Origin of the sequence: Mesorhizobium sp. ESP7-2 (genome assembly GCF_020164715.1) — a bacterium.
Lineage (GTDB): Bacteria > Pseudomonadota > Alphaproteobacteria > Rhizobiales > Rhizobiaceae > Mesorhizobium.
The window spans coordinates 1-14966 of the sequence record NZ_JAIUGQ010000074.1; the positions used below are offsets into that span (position 1 = coordinate 1).

Sequence of the window (14966 nt, forward strand, 5' to 3'; positions counted from 1 at the left end):
ACCTCCAAAAATCAGCGTTGAATCTGATTTGCGCTTCCTTGGGAATCCCAACCCGTTAAATCGTCACTACGTCCTAGTGGGCAGCCGTTAAGAAGACATTGAATTCGCCGGCATTTCGAGCTGCGTCCCGAGCGCGCGAGGTTCATGGTTAAGAGAAAGATCAGGCCTTCGTCAAAGCGAGATGACAAGGGCCGGTTGCGTCCAGGTCAATCCGGGCCGAGAATGCAGTTCATTCAAACGGGCCGGCGTCTCGCTGGCTGCTGGCGGTTCCAGGGACAGACGATGAAGATCATTGCTTGCGGCAGCGTGCCGACCATCATAGCGCCGGACAAATACTTCACCGGTCGGGTTCTGCAGACGCCGATCATCGAGACGGAGGCGCCGGCCCGGCTCAGGGCCACGCTGGTCAGCTTCGAGCCGGGCGCGCGCACCCATTGGCACACGCATCCGCTCGGCCAGACGCTGTATGTCACCTCCGGCGCCGGACTGGCCCAGACATGGGGCGGCCCGGTCCAGGAGATCAGGGCCGGCGACACCATTTCGTTCGCACCCGGCGAGAAGCACTGGCACGGTGCCGGATCGAAAACGGCGATGACGCATATCGCCATGCAGGAGGCGCTCGACGGCATCCATGCCGAGTGGCTCGAAGCGGTGACGCCGGCGCAATATGGCGGCTGAATGCCGAGCCTGGATTGACAAAACCCGGCGGTAACGCCTGACAGCGGTGACGCCGGGTTTCGTTTCGGACTTGGCTGATCAGGTCAGCGATGCCGTAAAGCGCTGGATGCGGGTGCAGGCTTCCTCCAAAAGTGTCTCCGAGGTGGCGTAGGAGATGCGGAAGTTGGGTCCGAGGCCGAAGGCCGAGCCGAACACCACCGCGACGCCCTCGGCCTCGAGCAGTTCCGAGCAGAAGGTCTCGTCGGTGTCGATCACCTTGCCGGCCTTGGTCTTCCTGCCGATCAGCTGGGCGCAGGATGGATAGACATAGAAGGCGCCTTCCGGCGACGGGCAGGTGATGCCGCGCGCCTGGTTGAGCATCGAGACGACGAGGTCGCGCCTGCCTTGAAAGATCGCCTTGTTCCTGGCGATGAAGTCCTGCGGGCCGTTGAGCGCCTCGACGGAAGCCCATTGCGCGATGGTGCAGGCGCCCGAGGTCTGCTGGCCCTGGATCATGTCCATCGCCTTGATCAGCTGGACGGGACCCGCGGCATAGCCGATGCGCCAGCCGGTCATGGCATAGGCCTTCGACACGCCGTTCATGGTCAGCGTGCGCTCGTAGAGTTGGGGCTCGACCTCGGCGATGGTCTTGAAGACGAAGTCGCCATAGGTGAGATGCTCGTACATGTCGTCGGTCAGCGTCCAGACCTGCGGATGCTTCAACAGCACGTCGGCCAGCGCCCGCAGTTCGCCTTGCGTGTAGGCCGCGCCCGAGGGGTTCGACGGCGAGTTCATCAAGAGCCATTTGGTCTTCGGCGTGATCGCCTTTTCCAGAACCGCCGGGGTCAGCTTGAAGCCGTTGTCGATCGAGGTGTCGGCAAACACAGACGTGCCGCCGCAGATCGCCACCATTTCGGGATAGCTGACCCAGTAGGGGCGGGGGATGATGACCTCGTCGCCGGGATTCAGTGTCGCCATGAAGGCGTTGAACAGGATCTGCTTGCCGCCGGTGCCGACGATGGTCTGCTCGGGCTTGTAGTCGAGATTGTTCTCGCGCTTGAACTTCTTCGCGATCGCCTCGCGCAGCGGCGCGATGCCCGAAACCGGCGGGTATTTGGTCTCGCCACGGCGAATGGCCTCGATCGCCGCATTCTTGATGTTGTCGGGCGTATCGAAATCCGGTTCGCCGGCGCCAAGGCCGATAATGTCACGGCCGGCATTTTTCAGCTCGCGGGCTTTCTGCGTCACCGCGATGGTGGCGGAAGGCTTAACGCGGGAAAGGGTGTCGGCAAGAAAGGCCATGACCTTTTGTCTCTCCAAAGGATCGGCGCGGCCAGGAGCGGCCGCGGCGCTTCTCATGTCGCAACATTCCCGTCAGTGCAAGCCTTGTCGGCTGGGCCAGGTGGGACAGCGTGGTCAATGAGGCGTGATCGACAAAAGAAAGTTCGTTAACGGGCGGTAGAGGCTTGCGTGGCAGGATCGAAATCCAATTCCGCCCAGTCGCGGAGCGAGGAACCCTTGTCACGCAGCATCGGACTTGCCCATATCATCCGTCATGATGACGGCACCTCGAGCGGTGTCTGGGGCATTTATACGCTGCAAAGTGCCTTCCAGCCGATCTTTGCCTTCAACGAGGGCAAGCTGTCGGTCACCGCCTTCGAAGGGCTGATCCGCCCGTTTCGCGACGGCGAGCCGCAATCGCCGATGACCTTCTTCTCGACATGTCCGGCGGCCGACCGCCTGCACGTCGAAGCGCTGACCAGGACACTGCATCTGCTCAATGCCGGCGCCTGCCTGCCGCGGGAGGCATCGGTCTTCGTCAATTTCGATCCCTCGGTCTTCACCGAGCGATCGATCGTCGACAACGCCTTGCGTGACATGCGGCTCGTGCTGCACGAGGCCGGTATCGATCCGGGCCGCGTCGTGTGCGAGGTGACGGAACAGAGATCGGCATCGCAGGAAACCCTGCACGGCTTCGTCGCCGCGCTCAGAGCCAACGGCTTCCGGATCGCCGTCGACGACTATGGCGCCGACGATTCCGACATCACCCGCGTCAAGGAGCTGAGCCCAGACATCGTCAAGTTCGATGCGCACTGGATCACCCAATTGATGGAATCGGGTGCTGGTTTCGCGCTGCTGACATCCATGGTCAGGAGCTTCGAGGACCAGGGCGTCCGCACCGTGTTCGAGGGTATCGAGGAAGGCTGGCAATTGGAGCTGGCCGAGAGATCGGGCGCCTCGATGGTCCAGGGGTACGTGCTGGCCCGTCCCGAACTGGCGCCGACAAGTTTCCGTGTTTTCGCAAAGGGCAGTCCGGAACCTGCCCCCGCCGCAAGCCATGCTGCCGCCGCCGTTGCGCCGCGCACGGGGCGACCTGCAAAGGCGTTTGGGCGCAGGATCGCGCCATGAGTGTCGAGCGGCGACGCACCATTGACGATGCGATCTTCGTCGACGAGATCGGCATCGAATACGGCGTCCACGGCGACTTCCGCCTGCGCAGCGCCTACCAGCCGATCTACGCCCCGCTCGGCGGCAGCTTGCACCCGGTGGCCGTCGAAGGCCTGATCGAGCAGCACCGCGCCGGCCGGCCGGGATCGCCGCGGATGTTCTTCGACAGCGTCGCGGCCTCGGACCGGCTGTTCGTCGAAACCATGTGCCGCGTGCTGCATCTCAGGAATTTCCACAACATCGGGGTCGACGGGCTCGACCTGTTCTTCAACTACAATCCGCTGGTCAACAACCATGCTGGACGGGCGCTGGCCGAGATACGGCTGATGAGCCGGCATCTCGACGAGCTCGGCCTGGCGCCCGCCATGCTGGTCTGTGAAATCACCGAACAGGCGGCGGACGATGCGCTGCTGGCAAGGTTGGTGCGTGAAATGCGGCGCGACGGCATCCGCATCGCCATCGACGATTTCGGGACCGGCCATTCGACCGTGGAGCGGGTGAGCCTGCTCCAGCCCGACATCGTCAAGATCGATGGCGGCTGGTTCGCGGAATTCTGCCGCCACGCCGCCGCGGAACGCTTCTTCCGCCCACTGGTGTCCAGCCTGCACGATCGCGGCGCCAAGGTGCTGGTCGAGGGGATCGAGCAGCCCACCCACCTGCGTGTCGCGCTCGAAGGCGGGGTCGATTTGCTGCAGGGTTTTCTTCTCGGGCGTCCGGCGCTTACCGGCACCATCTTCAATGAAGAGCCGCTTGCGGTCGATGCGCTGCTGGGCTTCGACAACAAGGTCGTGCCGTTGCATAAGCGGCGTTGATGGTCGCGCCAAAAGAAATCACTGGTTGAGGATGGCGCCGCTGCGATAATCCGCCCGCAGAAGCAGCGCTCCGGGGAACCACAATGATACTTTACAGCATGATCGACAGCGGCAATTGCTACAAGCCGCGGCTGCTGATGGCCAAGCTCGGCCTCGCCTTCACCACTGTCGAGGTGAGTTCGCACACCGGCGATACGCGCAAGGCCGATTTCGTAGCCAAGAACCCCAACGCCATGGTGCCGCTGCTGGAACTGGACGACGGCCGGCGGCTGGCAGAATCCAACGCCATTCTGCTCTATCTCGCCGAAGGCACGCGCCTGCTGCCGGCGGACAGATACGAGCGCGGGCTCGCCTACCAGTGGCTGTTCTTCGAGCAGTACAGCCACGAGCCCTATATCGCCGTGCGCAAGGCGCTGCTGACCTTTCCCGAACGCGCCGCGGATGCCACGCCCGAGCGGCTGGCGGCGACGCTGGAGCGCGGCAACAAGGCGCTTGGCGTCATGAACAAATATCTGGAAAACAACGACTTCTTCGCCGGTGCGTTCAGCATCGCCGACATCGCGCTATATGCTTACACGCACACGGCGGAGCAGGGCGGCTTCCAACTCGACGCCTATCCCGCGGTGGTCGCCTGGCTCGGCCGCGTGGAGGCGGACCCGGGGCATGTGCCGATCGGGTGGGTGGGGTAGATCTGTCTCGGTCGTTACGAATTGTGCGTTGGGGTCTGTGTGCTATTTGATAAGGCGGTCGTATTCTGCGTGGCTGCCGATCCATATCCAGTTATAGCCGTCAGCACTTTCTAGAGCCAAGGCACGGTAGTTGCTATCTATTCTGGCCGACCAAAGCTCACCAACTTTCTTGAAATGAAGGGAGGGATGACGTGGGTTTTCCCTCAAAAATGTAAAGCTCTTGTCGGCTAAACGGCGAGCCGATTTCGGCAAGGACTGATACCTCGTCCAAAAACTTGCCGTGGCGCGATGTCTCACAGGTCGCGCAATTTACCGGCGGCAATCTCAGCGCGAGCCTCGGCCACCAATTTGTCCAGTCTGCCTGCCTTGACATCGGCTTCAATCTGCCGATCCCACATGTCCGCCTGCAGCGCCTCGAACCAGGCGGCAAACGCCTTCAGTTCTTCTGGGCTGAGTTCAGTGATGGACTTTTCGATTTGCTCAAGCTTCGTCATGACGGAATGGTACCACCATTGGCCCTATAGTGCCACCGCCGGCCCGTAGGGCGCGACCTAGACGTACAAAATCCAGACAAATAAAAAGGCGGGATGAATCCCGCCTTCCCATTTCGGTAGCCTGATCGGGAGCGTCCGGTCCGGGCTGGCAGCTATCCGCTGTTCCAGCTTGTCGGGTCTTTCCACTCCGGCGCGCTTCTCGCGCGACCGTCAGTACATCCGTGACTTGCCGCGCGCCCCGAACTCTCGTCCGGCGCGCGCCATTTTCAAAATCAGGCTGCCTTGCTCAGAGAACCAGCGGACGACTTGCCAGTGCGGCGGTCCTGCTCGATCTCGAAGTTGATCTTCTGGCCTTCGACCAGGGTCGACAGTCCAGCGCGCTCGACAGCCGAGATGTGGACGAAAACGTCCGCGCCGCCGCTGTCAGGCTGGATGAAGCCGAAGCCCTTGGTGGCGTTGAACCACTTGACCGTTCCAGTTGCCATAAAAATAGTCCTTCACATTTGCTTTGGTATGACCGGACCGAGGTCCAGCCGGTGTGCATCGAGATTTTGGAGATAGACGTCAGCAAACGCGAAGATCGCGAGGCCCGGATCGATCGGCCGAAATATCAATGGGGCTGATATAGGCTGCTTTCGCACAAAAAACAAGACTGCGTGAAAAAGCCGTGATCTAAGCCGCCCAACGGCCGCCCCAATCTGGTGAAACCGTGACGCGAGATCCGCCGTCCTCGGGCGGCGGATCGAGGGGAGAGGACCATGAAAACCATCCTGCTTGCCGCCTGCCTCACGCTGGTGGCCGCCCAGGCGCAGGCGATCTCGCGCTACGACCCGACGCGCATGAGTTGCGGCAAGGTCCAGTCGACGATCGCGGGTCAAGGTGCGGTCATCCTGCGCTATCAGTCGACGCGGGTGCCGGGGCTGCCGCTCTACGACCGCTATGTGCAGAGCCAGCAGTTCTGCACCATGGGCGAGGTGAGGACGCGCGCCTATGTGCCGAGCGCCGACACCAGGTCCTGCCCGGTCTATATCTGCAAGCGGCCGGACAATGAGCGTTTCAGGCATAGGTTCATCCGGCGCCATTAGGGCGTGCCGATATTCAGGTGATGCCGGCCCGACCTGAAACTCGACACATCCGGGAACGGTTCCTGGAACTGCTCTCAAAAGCCGAAGGACACCTGCGCTGGCGGCGGCGGGCCGACGCGCACGCCTTCCATGGCCAGCATCTTTTCCTTGGTGACCGAGCCTCCGGGCGCCGAGAAGCCGCCGATCTTGCCGCCGGCGGCAAGGATGCGGTGGCACGGGATGACCAGCGGCACCGGATTGGCGCCAAGGGCCGCACCGGTTTCGCGCGGCAGGCCGGCATGGCCGGCGCGCTTGGCGAGTTCGCCATAGGTGGTGGTTTCGCCATAGCTCAGTTTTCGTGCCGCGTGGTAGATGGCGAGGCGGAAATCGTCGATGCCGTCGAGATCGACGGGAAAGCCGGTGAAATCGACGTCCTCGCCCGCGGCATAGGCCTTGATCGAGGCGATCAACTCGACCACCCATGACGGCTGGGCCGTGGAGGCGGAAACGCCGGCATGGCGCATCAGCCGCCGCTCCACCGCTTCGCGGCTGCGTTCGGGCAGGCAGAGCCGGATCAGGCCCTTTTCGCTCCAGGCGATGCCCATGAAACCGATCACTGTTTCTAACACTGCGTGGCCGGCTGTGATCGAAGATGTCGTTTCCATGATGCGCTCCTTTCCGCAAAGCGGCGGAATCCGGGATTCCCGCCGGTACATATCAGGAACAATATGGCATCGCTGCCTGCGTCCCGCCACCCGAAAACCGCCAGATGGCCCCGATTGCTACCCAAGAATCGCTGGTGTAAGGGAAATCTTAACGACCCCGACAAACCGGACTCCGAACGCGGCTTGCCAGCAAAACAAACCCTTATCGCCATCGGCGTGATCATGGCGGCTGCCGGCATCAGCGGCTGCACCTCGACCTCGCAGATGAAAGCCGCGCCGTCGCTCACCGAAACCGCGACCACGGCAGGCAGCGATGCCGGCTTCACCCTGCCGCTGCCGGAGACGGTTTCGGTGCTGCCGCAATCCTCCGGAATCGCGCCCGTCCAGACGGCTGAGTTGACCCCCGGCGCGGCCACCCCGGCGCTCGATCCCGCGGTCCAGCCGGCCGCGGCAACCGCCGCCTTTGCCGGGACAACACCCGCGGCGCCGGCCGTGCCCGCCGTGATGACCGCCAATGCCTGGCAGGCGCCGGCCCCGGCGAAAGCCGGCCAGCCGATCCAGTCGGCGGCGACCTATACGACCGCCGGGCTCATCGTGCCGGCGGTTGCCAAGGGCGGCCAGAAAATGCCCGGCGTGCAGCAGGTGGCTTACGTCGTGCCGCAGAACCCGGCTGCCCTGGTGCAGTTCCCGTCGGCGCCGGTGGAGCCGGCAGAAGAACAGCATGCGACCGGCATGCGCGGCGACGTCGACCGACTGATCGTCAAATACGCCGCCTTCTACCAGGTGCCGGTGGATCTGGTGCGCCATGTCGTCAACCGCGAAAGCACCTACAATCCCAAGGCCTACAACAACGGCCATTGGGGGCTGATGCAGATCAAGCACGCGACGGCGCGCGGCATGGGCTATGACGGGCCGGCCAAGGGCCTGTTCGACGCCGAGACCAACCTCAAATACGCAGTCAAATATCTGCGTGGCGCCTGGCTGGTGTCGAACGGCAACGCCAAGAAGGCCGACTGGCTCTACCAGACCGGCTATTATTTCGACGCCAAGCGCAAGGGCCTGCTCGAGGCGACCGGCCTCGGTGTCGACCGCAAGCGCGGGCGTCTTCAGCCCGACGCCTGAGCGCGATGCCCGAACCGCGTCCGCCGGCTCCAAACGACATCCGGCTGCGCAAGATCCTCGACGAGACGCTCGTTCCACCGCACTGGCCGGACGGCTTCGTCATGCGCTTGTTTGAGCGCGGCGACGCGCTGCCCCTGCATGCGTTGCTGGGCGAAGTGTTCGACGATGGCACCGACGGCCCTTTCGACGAATGGTGGCCGCGCATTTCCGAAGACCCCGAATTCGACCCGGCGCTGTGTTTCCTCGTCATCGACGCCAAGGGCCGGCTGGCAGCGGCGGCACTGTGCTGGACCTCGGCGTTCGTCAAGGATCTGGCCGTTCATCCAGAGGCGCGCGGCAAGGGCGTTGGCGAGGCGCTGATGTGGCACGCCTTCGCCATTTTCCGCGACCGGGGTGCCACCCATGTCGACCTCAAGACCAATACGCTCGAGAACGCCGCCGCCGTGCGGCTCTACGAGCGGCTGGGCATGAGGCCCGTCGCCTGGGAAGGCTGACTGGCGACGTCGATCGGTGCCGTCATCGCCACCGGAGATGGCTGTTCGGGAACCCAAAGCGCGGCTCCGCATTCAATGAACGGTGGGGTCTGACCGGCTGTCGAGGCTGTGCGCCGCCGGCCAAGGGAGATCCACCGCGATGAAGGTTTTCCACGCATTGCTGGCGTTGAGCGTAGCTGTCGTGCTCGCGGCGGGTCAGGCGAGCGCGGTCGAGCTGTCGATCGTGTCGGGTGACACCGGCAACGGCCTCAAGGTGCTGCGCGAGATCCTCGACCGCTATGAGAAAGAGAGCGGCGACAAGGTCACCATCGTCGCCATGCCGTCATCCGGGACCGATCAGTTCGGTCAGTACAGGTTGTGGCTCGCCGCGGGCAACAGCGACGTCGACATCTACCAGACCGACGTCATCTGGGCGCCGCAACTCGCCAGCCAGTTCGTCGACCTGACCGCGGCGACCAGGGATGTCGTGGCCAAGCATTTCCCGTCGATCATCCAGTCGCAGACGGTCGACGGCAGGCTGGTGGCGCTGCCGATCTTCACCGATGCGCCGGCGCTCTACTACCGCAAGGATCTGCTCGACAAATACGGCGCCAAGGTCCCGGCCACCTGGAAGGAGCTGGGCGACACAGCCCGGCTGGTGATGGACAAGGAGCGGGCCGCGGGCAACAGGGATATCTGGGGCTTCGTCTTCCAGGGCAACGCCTATGAAGGGCTGACCTGCGACGCGTTCGAATGGGTGGTCTCGAACGGCGGCGGCCATATCGTCGAGCCGGATGGCACTATTTCCATCAACAACGCCCGGGCGGCGGCCGCGCTCGACATGGCCAAGGCCTGGATCGGCACCATCGCGCCGCCCGGCGTGCTCGCCTACCAGGAAGAGGAATCGCGCGGCGTGTGGCAGACCGGCAATGCCGTCTTCATGCGCAACTGGCCCTATGCCTATGCGCTGGGCAACAGCCAGGGGTCGCCGATCAAGGGCAAGTTCGACGTCGCGCCGCTGCCGGCCGGCACGGGCGAGGGCGCCCGGCCGGCGGCAACGCTGGGCGGCTGGAACCTTGCGGTCTCGAAATATTCCAAGCACCCGGATGCGGCGATCGAACTGGTCAAGTTCATCGCCTCGCCCGCAATGCAGAAATACCGCACGCTCAAGACCGCCAACCTGCCGACCATCCAGGCGCTCTATGACGATGCCGACATCGCCCGGCAACAGCCGATCATTCCGCACTGGAAGGAGGTCTTCCTCAATGCCGAGCTACGGCCCTCGGCGGTGACCCGGAACAAGTACAACGAGGCGTCGAGCCAGTTCTGGAACGCCGTGCACAAGACCTTGTCCGGCGAGGGCAGCGCCGCCGACAATCTGGCCGACCTCGAAGCAACGCTCACCAGGCTGAAGGGCAAGGGCTGGTGAGCGCGCAACCGGCTGACGCCGCCGACCTGCGCCCGGGCTCGCGGCTGATGCGCCAGCGTGTGCGCTCGGCATGGCTGTTCCTGGCGCCGATGCTTCTGGTGCTCGCCGCCGCTGCCGGCTGGCCGCTTGCGCGCACGGTCTATTTCAGCTTCACCGACGCCTCGCTGTCCGACCTCGACGCCCGCCAATGGGTCGGCTTCGCCAACTATGTCTCGGTGCTGCGCATGCCGAGCGGCAGGATCATCTATGACGGGCTGCTTCTCGACCCGGCCTGGTGGGGCGCCGTGTGGAACACCATACGGTTCGCGGTGGTTTCGGTGACATGCGAGACGATCCTCGGCATGGTCGTCGCCCTGGTGCTCAACGCCGAATTCCCGGGCCGCGGCATCGTCAGGGCGGCGATCCTCATCCCCTGGGCGATCCCGACCATCGTCTCGGCCAAGATGTGGCAGTGGATGCTGAACGACCAGTTCGGCATCATCAATGTCGTGCTGATCAACCTGGGGCTGATCGACCACAAGATCGCCTGGACCGCCAGCGCCGACACGGCGATGGCGGCCGTGCTGATCGTCGACATCTGGAAGACGACGCCGTTCATGGCGCTACTGATCCTGGCCGCGCTGCAGATGCTGCCGCGCGAGATCATCGAGGTCGCCAAGCTCGACGGCGCCAGTCCCTGGCAGATCTTCTGGCGCGTGACCTTGCCGCTGATCCGCCCGGCGGTGATGGTGGCGGTGATCTTCCGGGCGCTCGATGCGCTGCGCATCTTCGACCTGATCTACGTGCTGACGCCCAACAACGCGCACACCAAGTCGATGTCGGTGTTCGCCCGCGAGAACCTGTTCGAGTTCGACAAGTTCGCCTATGGCTCGGCCGCCTCGACCCTGCTCTTCCTCATTCTCGCTCTGCTCACCATGCTCACCATCCGCATCGGCCGGCTAAGCCTGGAAGGAGGCCGTTGAGATGTGGCTCCTGAAGCGCACGGCCTTCTATCTGCTGGTCGGGGCAATCGTGCTCATCGCGGTGTTCCCGTTCTACTACGCCATCGTCACCAGCCTGAAATCGGGGACCGAGCTGTTCCAGGCCGATCCGTGGCCGAAGGCGCCCAGCCTCGGCAATTATCGCAACGTGCTGGCCGAAGGCGCCTTCGCGCGCAACCTCCTGAATTCGCTGGTCGTCTCGGGCGCGGTGGTGGCGCTCTCGCTGTTCCTTGGCGTCACCGCCGCCTACGCGCTGGCGCGCATCCGTTTTCGCGGCCGCTCGGCATTGCTGTTCGCCATCCTGTCGGTCTCGATGTTCCCACAAGTGGCGGTGCTGGCCGGACTGTTCGAGCTGGTGCGGATGTTCGGCCTCTACAATTCGCTCTTCGCGCTGATCTTCTCCTACATGATCTTCACGCTGCCGTTCACCGTCTGGGTGCTCACCGCGTTCGTGCGCGACCTGCCGGTCGAGGTCGAGGAGGCGGCGATCCTCGATGGCGCGACGCCGTGGATCATCATCACCCGCATCTTCCTGCCGCTGATGTGGCCGGCGCTGGCGACCACCGGACTGCTGGCCTTCATCGGCGCGTGGAACGAATTCCTGTTCGCGCTGACCTTCACCTCCAACGACGCGCGGCGGACCGTGCCGGTGGCAATCGCGCTGCTTTCGGGCAATTCGCAGTTCGAGATTCCGTGGGGCAACATCATGGCCGCCTCGGTGATCGTCACGGTGCCGCTGGTGGTGCTGGTGCTGATCTTCCAGCGCAAGATCGTCTCCGGCCTCACCGCCGGCGGGGTCAAGGGGTGATGGGCTTCGCTTCGGATAAACAAACTGTCCACCAAGGCGGCAGGCGACATCTTGCCAGCATGCAGCCGGCCGCTAAGCTTCGTCTCCGCAGGGGCTTGTTGAAACCGGAGGAAACATCATGCGGCTTCTGCTCTCCAGCCTTGCCACGCTGATCCTTGCCGCCCCGCACTTCGTAGGCACCGCGCGCGCCGCCGACTGCGCCAATGCGCAGGACCAGGCGACAATGAACCAGTGCGCCGGCAAGGATTTCGGCGCGGCCGACAAGAAGCTCAACGATGCCTACAAGCAGATCATGGACCGGCTGAAGGACAATGCGGCGTCCAGGAAATTGCTGGTCGATGCGCAGCGCGCCTGGGTCGCTTTCCGCGACGCTGAATGCAAGTTCCAGGGCGGCCCGATCGACACGGCGGGCACCGTCTATCCGATGGTCGTCGCCAATTGCCAGACGTCGCTCACCAATGGCCGGCTGAAGGATTTCCAGACCTATCTCAATTGCCCCGAAGGCGAATTGAACTGCCCGGTGCCAACGGCGCAATAGCCTTCATCCGCTCCTTTCGAAGCCCGGCTCGTGATCGGCGCGCCGGGTGCGAAAAATGTCGGAACCGACCGCGGTGAAACGTCCTTGGGTCGCAGAGCATCCGCGCCGGGACGCCGGCGCGACGACTGAAGGAGCCGACCATGATCACCTTTCCCAACGAATCCGCCAGATACCGCACCGCACGCGAAAAGCTGCTGAAGAAGGAAATCGAGCTGCGCCGCGCCATGGAAGCAGTGGCCGAGGCGCGGCGCACGCTGCCCCCGGGCGGGCCGGTGCCGCAGGATTATGTGTTCGAGGCGCTGGATATCTCCGGCAAGACCGCAGAGATAAAACTGTCGGAGCTGTTCGCGCCCGGCAAGGATACGCTGATCCTCTATCAGATGATGTTTCCGCGCCACCCGCAGGAGACGCGCGACGTGGCGACCAGCGGCGGCACGGCGAAGCTCGCGCGGCCGGACCAGCCATGCCCGTCCTGCACGGCGCTGCTCGACCAGTTCGACGGCGCGGTCGGCCATCTCGAGGCGGCCGGCTTCAACTTCGCCGTCGTCGCCAAGACGGCGCTCGAAAACCTCGTCACGCTCGGCCGCGATCGGGCGTGGCGCAACATGCGGCTGGTGTCTTCGGCTAACAACAGCTTCAAGCGCGACTACAACGCCGAGGATGCCGACGGCGCGCAGATCCCGCTGCTTCAGGTGTTCCACCGCGATGCCGACGGCATCAGGCATTTCTGGTCGTCCGAACTCGGCTTCGCGCCGACCGAGCCCGGCCAAGACCCGCGCGCCATCGGCACCTGCGAGATCCTGTGGAACCTGATGGATTTCACCCCGGAGGGCCGGCCGGATTGGCATGAGCAGCTGCAGTATGGCGATTCCTGTTGTCACTGACATCTGGGCGTTTCAGCTTCAGTCGCTGAGTTTCGGTTCGGAATGGCTTTTCTGCTGGTGAAGCTCTCGCTCAAGTCGGCCGGAACATTGGAAGATCGGCTGCATTGATAGGAGACGGCTTGCGACCCCTTTCATGGATTCGAAGTGCGATCCACACTTAAAAACCTATGGGACCTGGTGCGAGAAAGCGTGGTTGGCTTTGTCGACGACAATGCCCTTAGTCATGGCGCGGCGATGGCCTTTTATGCCGCCACGTCGCTGGCCCCGATTCTAATAATTGTCGTCGCGATAGTTGGCATCGCATTTGGTCATGACGCGGCACAGGTGGCTTTGTCTGCTCAGATATCAGGGCTGATGGGTTCAGAAAGTGCGGCGCTCCTTCAGGCAGCGCTCGAAGGGGCATCCAGCAAATCATCGGGGACCCTGGCGGCCATCATCGGCGTGGTCACTTTGCTCGTCACCGCCTCTGCGGTGTTTGGCGAGATGCAGCAGGCCCTGAATGCAATATGGAAGGTTGAAGCGAAAGGGAGTTCGCTGTCGCGTCTCTTGCGCGCGCGTGCGGCAAGTCTCGGCCTAGTCGCCGCCCTCGGCTTTATGTTGCTGGTATCTTTGGTGGCGAGCGCGGCGATCTCTGCCCTGGGCAACGTAATCAGCGCTCATTTGCCGTTCGGCGAATTTGTCCTCAGCGCGATCAACACCTTGATTTCCTTTTCCCTGATCTCCGTGATGTTTGCCGCGATCTACAAGGTCCTGCCGGACCGTGCCTTGGAATGGCGGGATGTCGGGATCGGTGCTGTCATAACCGCCGCCCTGTTCACACTGGGGAAGTCGCTGATCGGTTGGTATATCGGCACAAGTGCGATCGCATCCTCATATGGTGCGGCCGGAGGGCTGCTCGTCATGCTGCTCTGGGTCTATTATTCATCGGAAATCTTTCTGCTCGGTGCAGAATTGACCCGCGCCTATTCCGTTCGACATGGGAGCAGGTCCGACTTGGTCGGGTTGGTTCAAAATGCTCCCGCTGCAGACAAGCTTGTTTCAATTCGCCGAGGGTCCAGATCCTCGGGCGTCGTTGCGTTGTTGGCGATGGCGTGCGTGAGCGCGACGATGACAGCCTTTCTGCTGGGGCCTCGTCGACCGTAGGGAGAGACCACGCTGCAATCCAAGGGTGCTTCCCCTTCTTCCTGCGCGAGGAGAAGGGACGCGGCTGGCAACCTCGCCGCATCTGCGACGTTGGAATCCCGAGGGAACCATTCCGATCGGAGATGCCAGATGAAAATGCTCCTGACCGTGGCCGCCGTCGCGCTGACCGCCGTCGCGCCCGCCGCCTTTGCGCAGACGAACGGCACCAACTCGAACGCGGTCACGCCCATGTTGCCCGATAGCAAGGTCGACACCCCGGCCTTTGTCAGCACCGTGCCCAGCGCCAATGAATTCGAGATCCAGTCGAGCAGGCTGGCCGAACAGAAGTCCGCCTCGGCGGACGTCAAGGCCTTTGCCGGCCAGATGATCAAGGACCACACCAAGGCCGGCGAGGACTTCAAGCAGGCGCTGAGCAAGGGGCAGACCACCGCCTCGATCAAGCCGGCCGGACCCGCGCTGCAGCCCAAGGACCAGCAGATGCTGGACCAGCTGAAAGGCGCCACGGGCAAGGACTTCGACCAGAAATACATCATGATGCAGACCGAGGCCCACAAGCAGGCGGTCGCCCTGTTCAGCACCTACGCGAAATCGGGCGACGACCCCGCGCTGAAGGAATTCGCCAAGAAGACGCTGCCGACGCTGAAGATGCATGAGAAGCGCGTGAAGGAGCTCGGCGCGGCGCATTAGAGCGGGATGAGATTTATGGGAGTCGTGGGATTCCCAAATCACTGCGGTTCTGATTCAACCTTCATGCTGGAGC

18 protein-coding genes are annotated in these 14966 nt (G+C 63.3%); 14 read left to right on the forward strand and 4 right to left on the reverse strand.

Annotation, left to right across the window (positions count from 1 at the left end; genetic code table 11):
- The first annotated feature begins 282 nt into the window (after positions 1–282).
- Positions 283–678, forward strand: coding sequence for a cupin domain-containing protein (locus LB543_RS32830; protein ID WP_140759524.1), 396 nt, complete (start codon positions 283–285; stop codon positions 676–678).
- A gap of 78 nt (positions 679–756) precedes the next feature.
- Here the strand turns inward: LB543_RS32830 and LB543_RS32835 are convergent, their stop codons facing one another.
- Positions 757–1959, reverse strand: coding sequence for a pyridoxal phosphate-dependent aminotransferase (locus LB543_RS32835; RefSeq protein WP_140759527.1), 1203 nt, complete (start codon positions 1957–1959; stop codon positions 757–759).
- Between the two features lie 216 nt (positions 1960–2175).
- Here LB543_RS32835 and LB543_RS32840 point away from each other — a divergent pair, with 216 nt between their 5' ends.
- The 3 genes from LB543_RS32840 to LB543_RS32850 all read left to right on the forward strand — a co-directional run bounded on the left by LB543_RS32840 (position 2176) and on the right by LB543_RS32850 (position 4606).
- Positions 2176–3066 (forward strand): EAL domain-containing protein, encoded by an 891-nt coding sequence (locus tag LB543_RS32840; RefSeq protein WP_140759530.1) that lies wholly within the window; start codon positions 2176–2178, stop codon positions 3064–3066.
- Positions 3063–3917 carry an EAL domain-containing protein gene (locus tag LB543_RS32845; RefSeq protein WP_224617250.1) on the forward strand — a complete coding sequence of 285 codons (855 nt, stop codon included), beginning with the start codon at positions 3063–3065 and terminating at the stop codon, positions 3915–3917. The genes LB543_RS32840 and LB543_RS32845 overlap by 4 nt, the downstream gene beginning before the upstream one ends.
- A gap of 83 nt (positions 3918–4000) precedes the next feature.
- Positions 4001–4606: a glutathione S-transferase family protein gene (locus LB543_RS32850; RefSeq protein WP_224598698.1), complete on the forward strand. Its 606-nt coding sequence runs from the start codon at positions 4001–4003 to the stop codon at positions 4604–4606.
- A gap of 293 nt (positions 4607–4899) precedes the next feature.
- Here the strand turns inward: LB543_RS32850 and LB543_RS32860 are convergent, their stop codons facing one another.
- A complete protein-coding gene (locus LB543_RS32860) occupies positions 4900–5100 on the reverse strand; it encodes a hypothetical protein (RefSeq protein ID WP_224617252.1) in 201 nt (66 codons plus the stop codon).
- Between the two features lie 272 nt (positions 5101–5372).
- The gene (locus LB543_RS32865; RefSeq protein WP_015316174.1) at positions 5373–5585 is read right to left on the reverse strand and encodes a cold-shock protein; all 213 of its coding nucleotides are present in this window, start codon (positions 5583–5585) and stop codon (positions 5373–5375) included.
- A 273-nt stretch (positions 5586–5858) separates the two neighbouring features.
- On the opposite strand from LB543_RS32865, the gene LB543_RS32870 reads away from it, so the two are divergent.
- The gene (locus tag LB543_RS32870; RefSeq protein WP_140759538.1) at positions 5859–6185 is read left to right on the forward strand and encodes a hypothetical protein; all 327 of its coding nucleotides are present in this window, start codon (positions 5859–5861) and stop codon (positions 6183–6185) included.
- A gap of 74 nt (positions 6186–6259) precedes the next feature.
- Here LB543_RS32870 and LB543_RS32875 read toward each other — a convergent pair whose 3' ends face one another.
- Positions 6260–6829, reverse strand: a complete 570-nt coding sequence (locus tag LB543_RS32875; protein WP_224617253.1) for a methylated-DNA--[protein]-cysteine S-methyltransferase — start codon at positions 6827–6829, stop codon at positions 6260–6262.
- A gap of 183 nt (positions 6830–7012) precedes the next feature.
- On the opposite strand from LB543_RS32875, the gene LB543_RS32880 reads away from it, so the two are divergent.
- The 9 genes from LB543_RS32880 (at position 7013) to LB543_RS32920 (ending at position 14893) form a co-directional block, all read left to right on the forward strand.
- Positions 7013–7951 (forward strand): lytic transglycosylase domain-containing protein, encoded by a 939-nt coding sequence (locus tag LB543_RS32880; RefSeq protein WP_224617254.1) that lies wholly within the window; start codon positions 7013–7015, stop codon positions 7949–7951.
- A 5-nt stretch (positions 7952–7956) separates the two neighbouring features.
- Positions 7957–8445 (forward strand): GNAT family N-acetyltransferase, encoded by a 489-nt coding sequence (locus LB543_RS32885; protein WP_224598709.1) that lies wholly within the window; start codon positions 7957–7959, stop codon positions 8443–8445.
- A 139-nt stretch (positions 8446–8584) separates the two neighbouring features.
- Positions 8585–9853 carry an ABC transporter substrate-binding protein gene (locus LB543_RS32890; protein ID WP_224617255.1) on the forward strand — a complete coding sequence of 423 codons (1269 nt, stop codon included), beginning with the start codon at positions 8585–8587 and terminating at the stop codon, positions 9851–9853.
- Between the two features lie 47 nt (positions 9854–9900).
- Positions 9901–10815, forward strand: coding sequence for a carbohydrate ABC transporter permease (locus LB543_RS32895; protein ID WP_224617260.1), 915 nt, complete (start codon positions 9901–9903; stop codon positions 10813–10815).
- A gap of 1 nt (position 10816) precedes the next feature.
- A complete protein-coding gene (locus tag LB543_RS32900; protein WP_224598715.1) occupies positions 10817–11641 on the forward strand; it encodes a carbohydrate ABC transporter permease in 825 nt (274 codons plus the stop codon).
- Positions 11642–11759: 118 nt separating this feature from the next.
- Positions 11760–12179 carry a lysozyme inhibitor LprI family protein gene (locus tag LB543_RS32905; protein WP_224617256.1) on the forward strand — a complete coding sequence of 140 codons (420 nt, stop codon included), beginning with the start codon at positions 11760–11762 and terminating at the stop codon, positions 12177–12179.
- A 140-nt stretch (positions 12180–12319) separates the two neighbouring features.
- Positions 12320–13063: a DUF899 family protein gene (locus LB543_RS32910; protein WP_224617257.1), complete on the forward strand. Its 744-nt coding sequence runs from the start codon at positions 12320–12322 to the stop codon at positions 13061–13063.
- 144 nt (positions 13064–13207) lie between these two features.
- On the forward strand, positions 13208–14206 hold the full coding sequence (locus tag LB543_RS32915; protein WP_224617258.1) for a YihY/virulence factor BrkB family protein: 999 nt from the start codon (positions 13208–13210) through the stop codon (positions 14204–14206).
- A 129-nt stretch (positions 14207–14335) separates the two neighbouring features.
- Positions 14336–14893 (forward strand): DUF4142 domain-containing protein, encoded by a 558-nt coding sequence (locus LB543_RS32920; RefSeq protein ID WP_224617259.1) that lies wholly within the window; start codon positions 14336–14338, stop codon positions 14891–14893.
- The last annotated feature ends 73 nt before the right edge of the window (positions 14894–14966 follow it).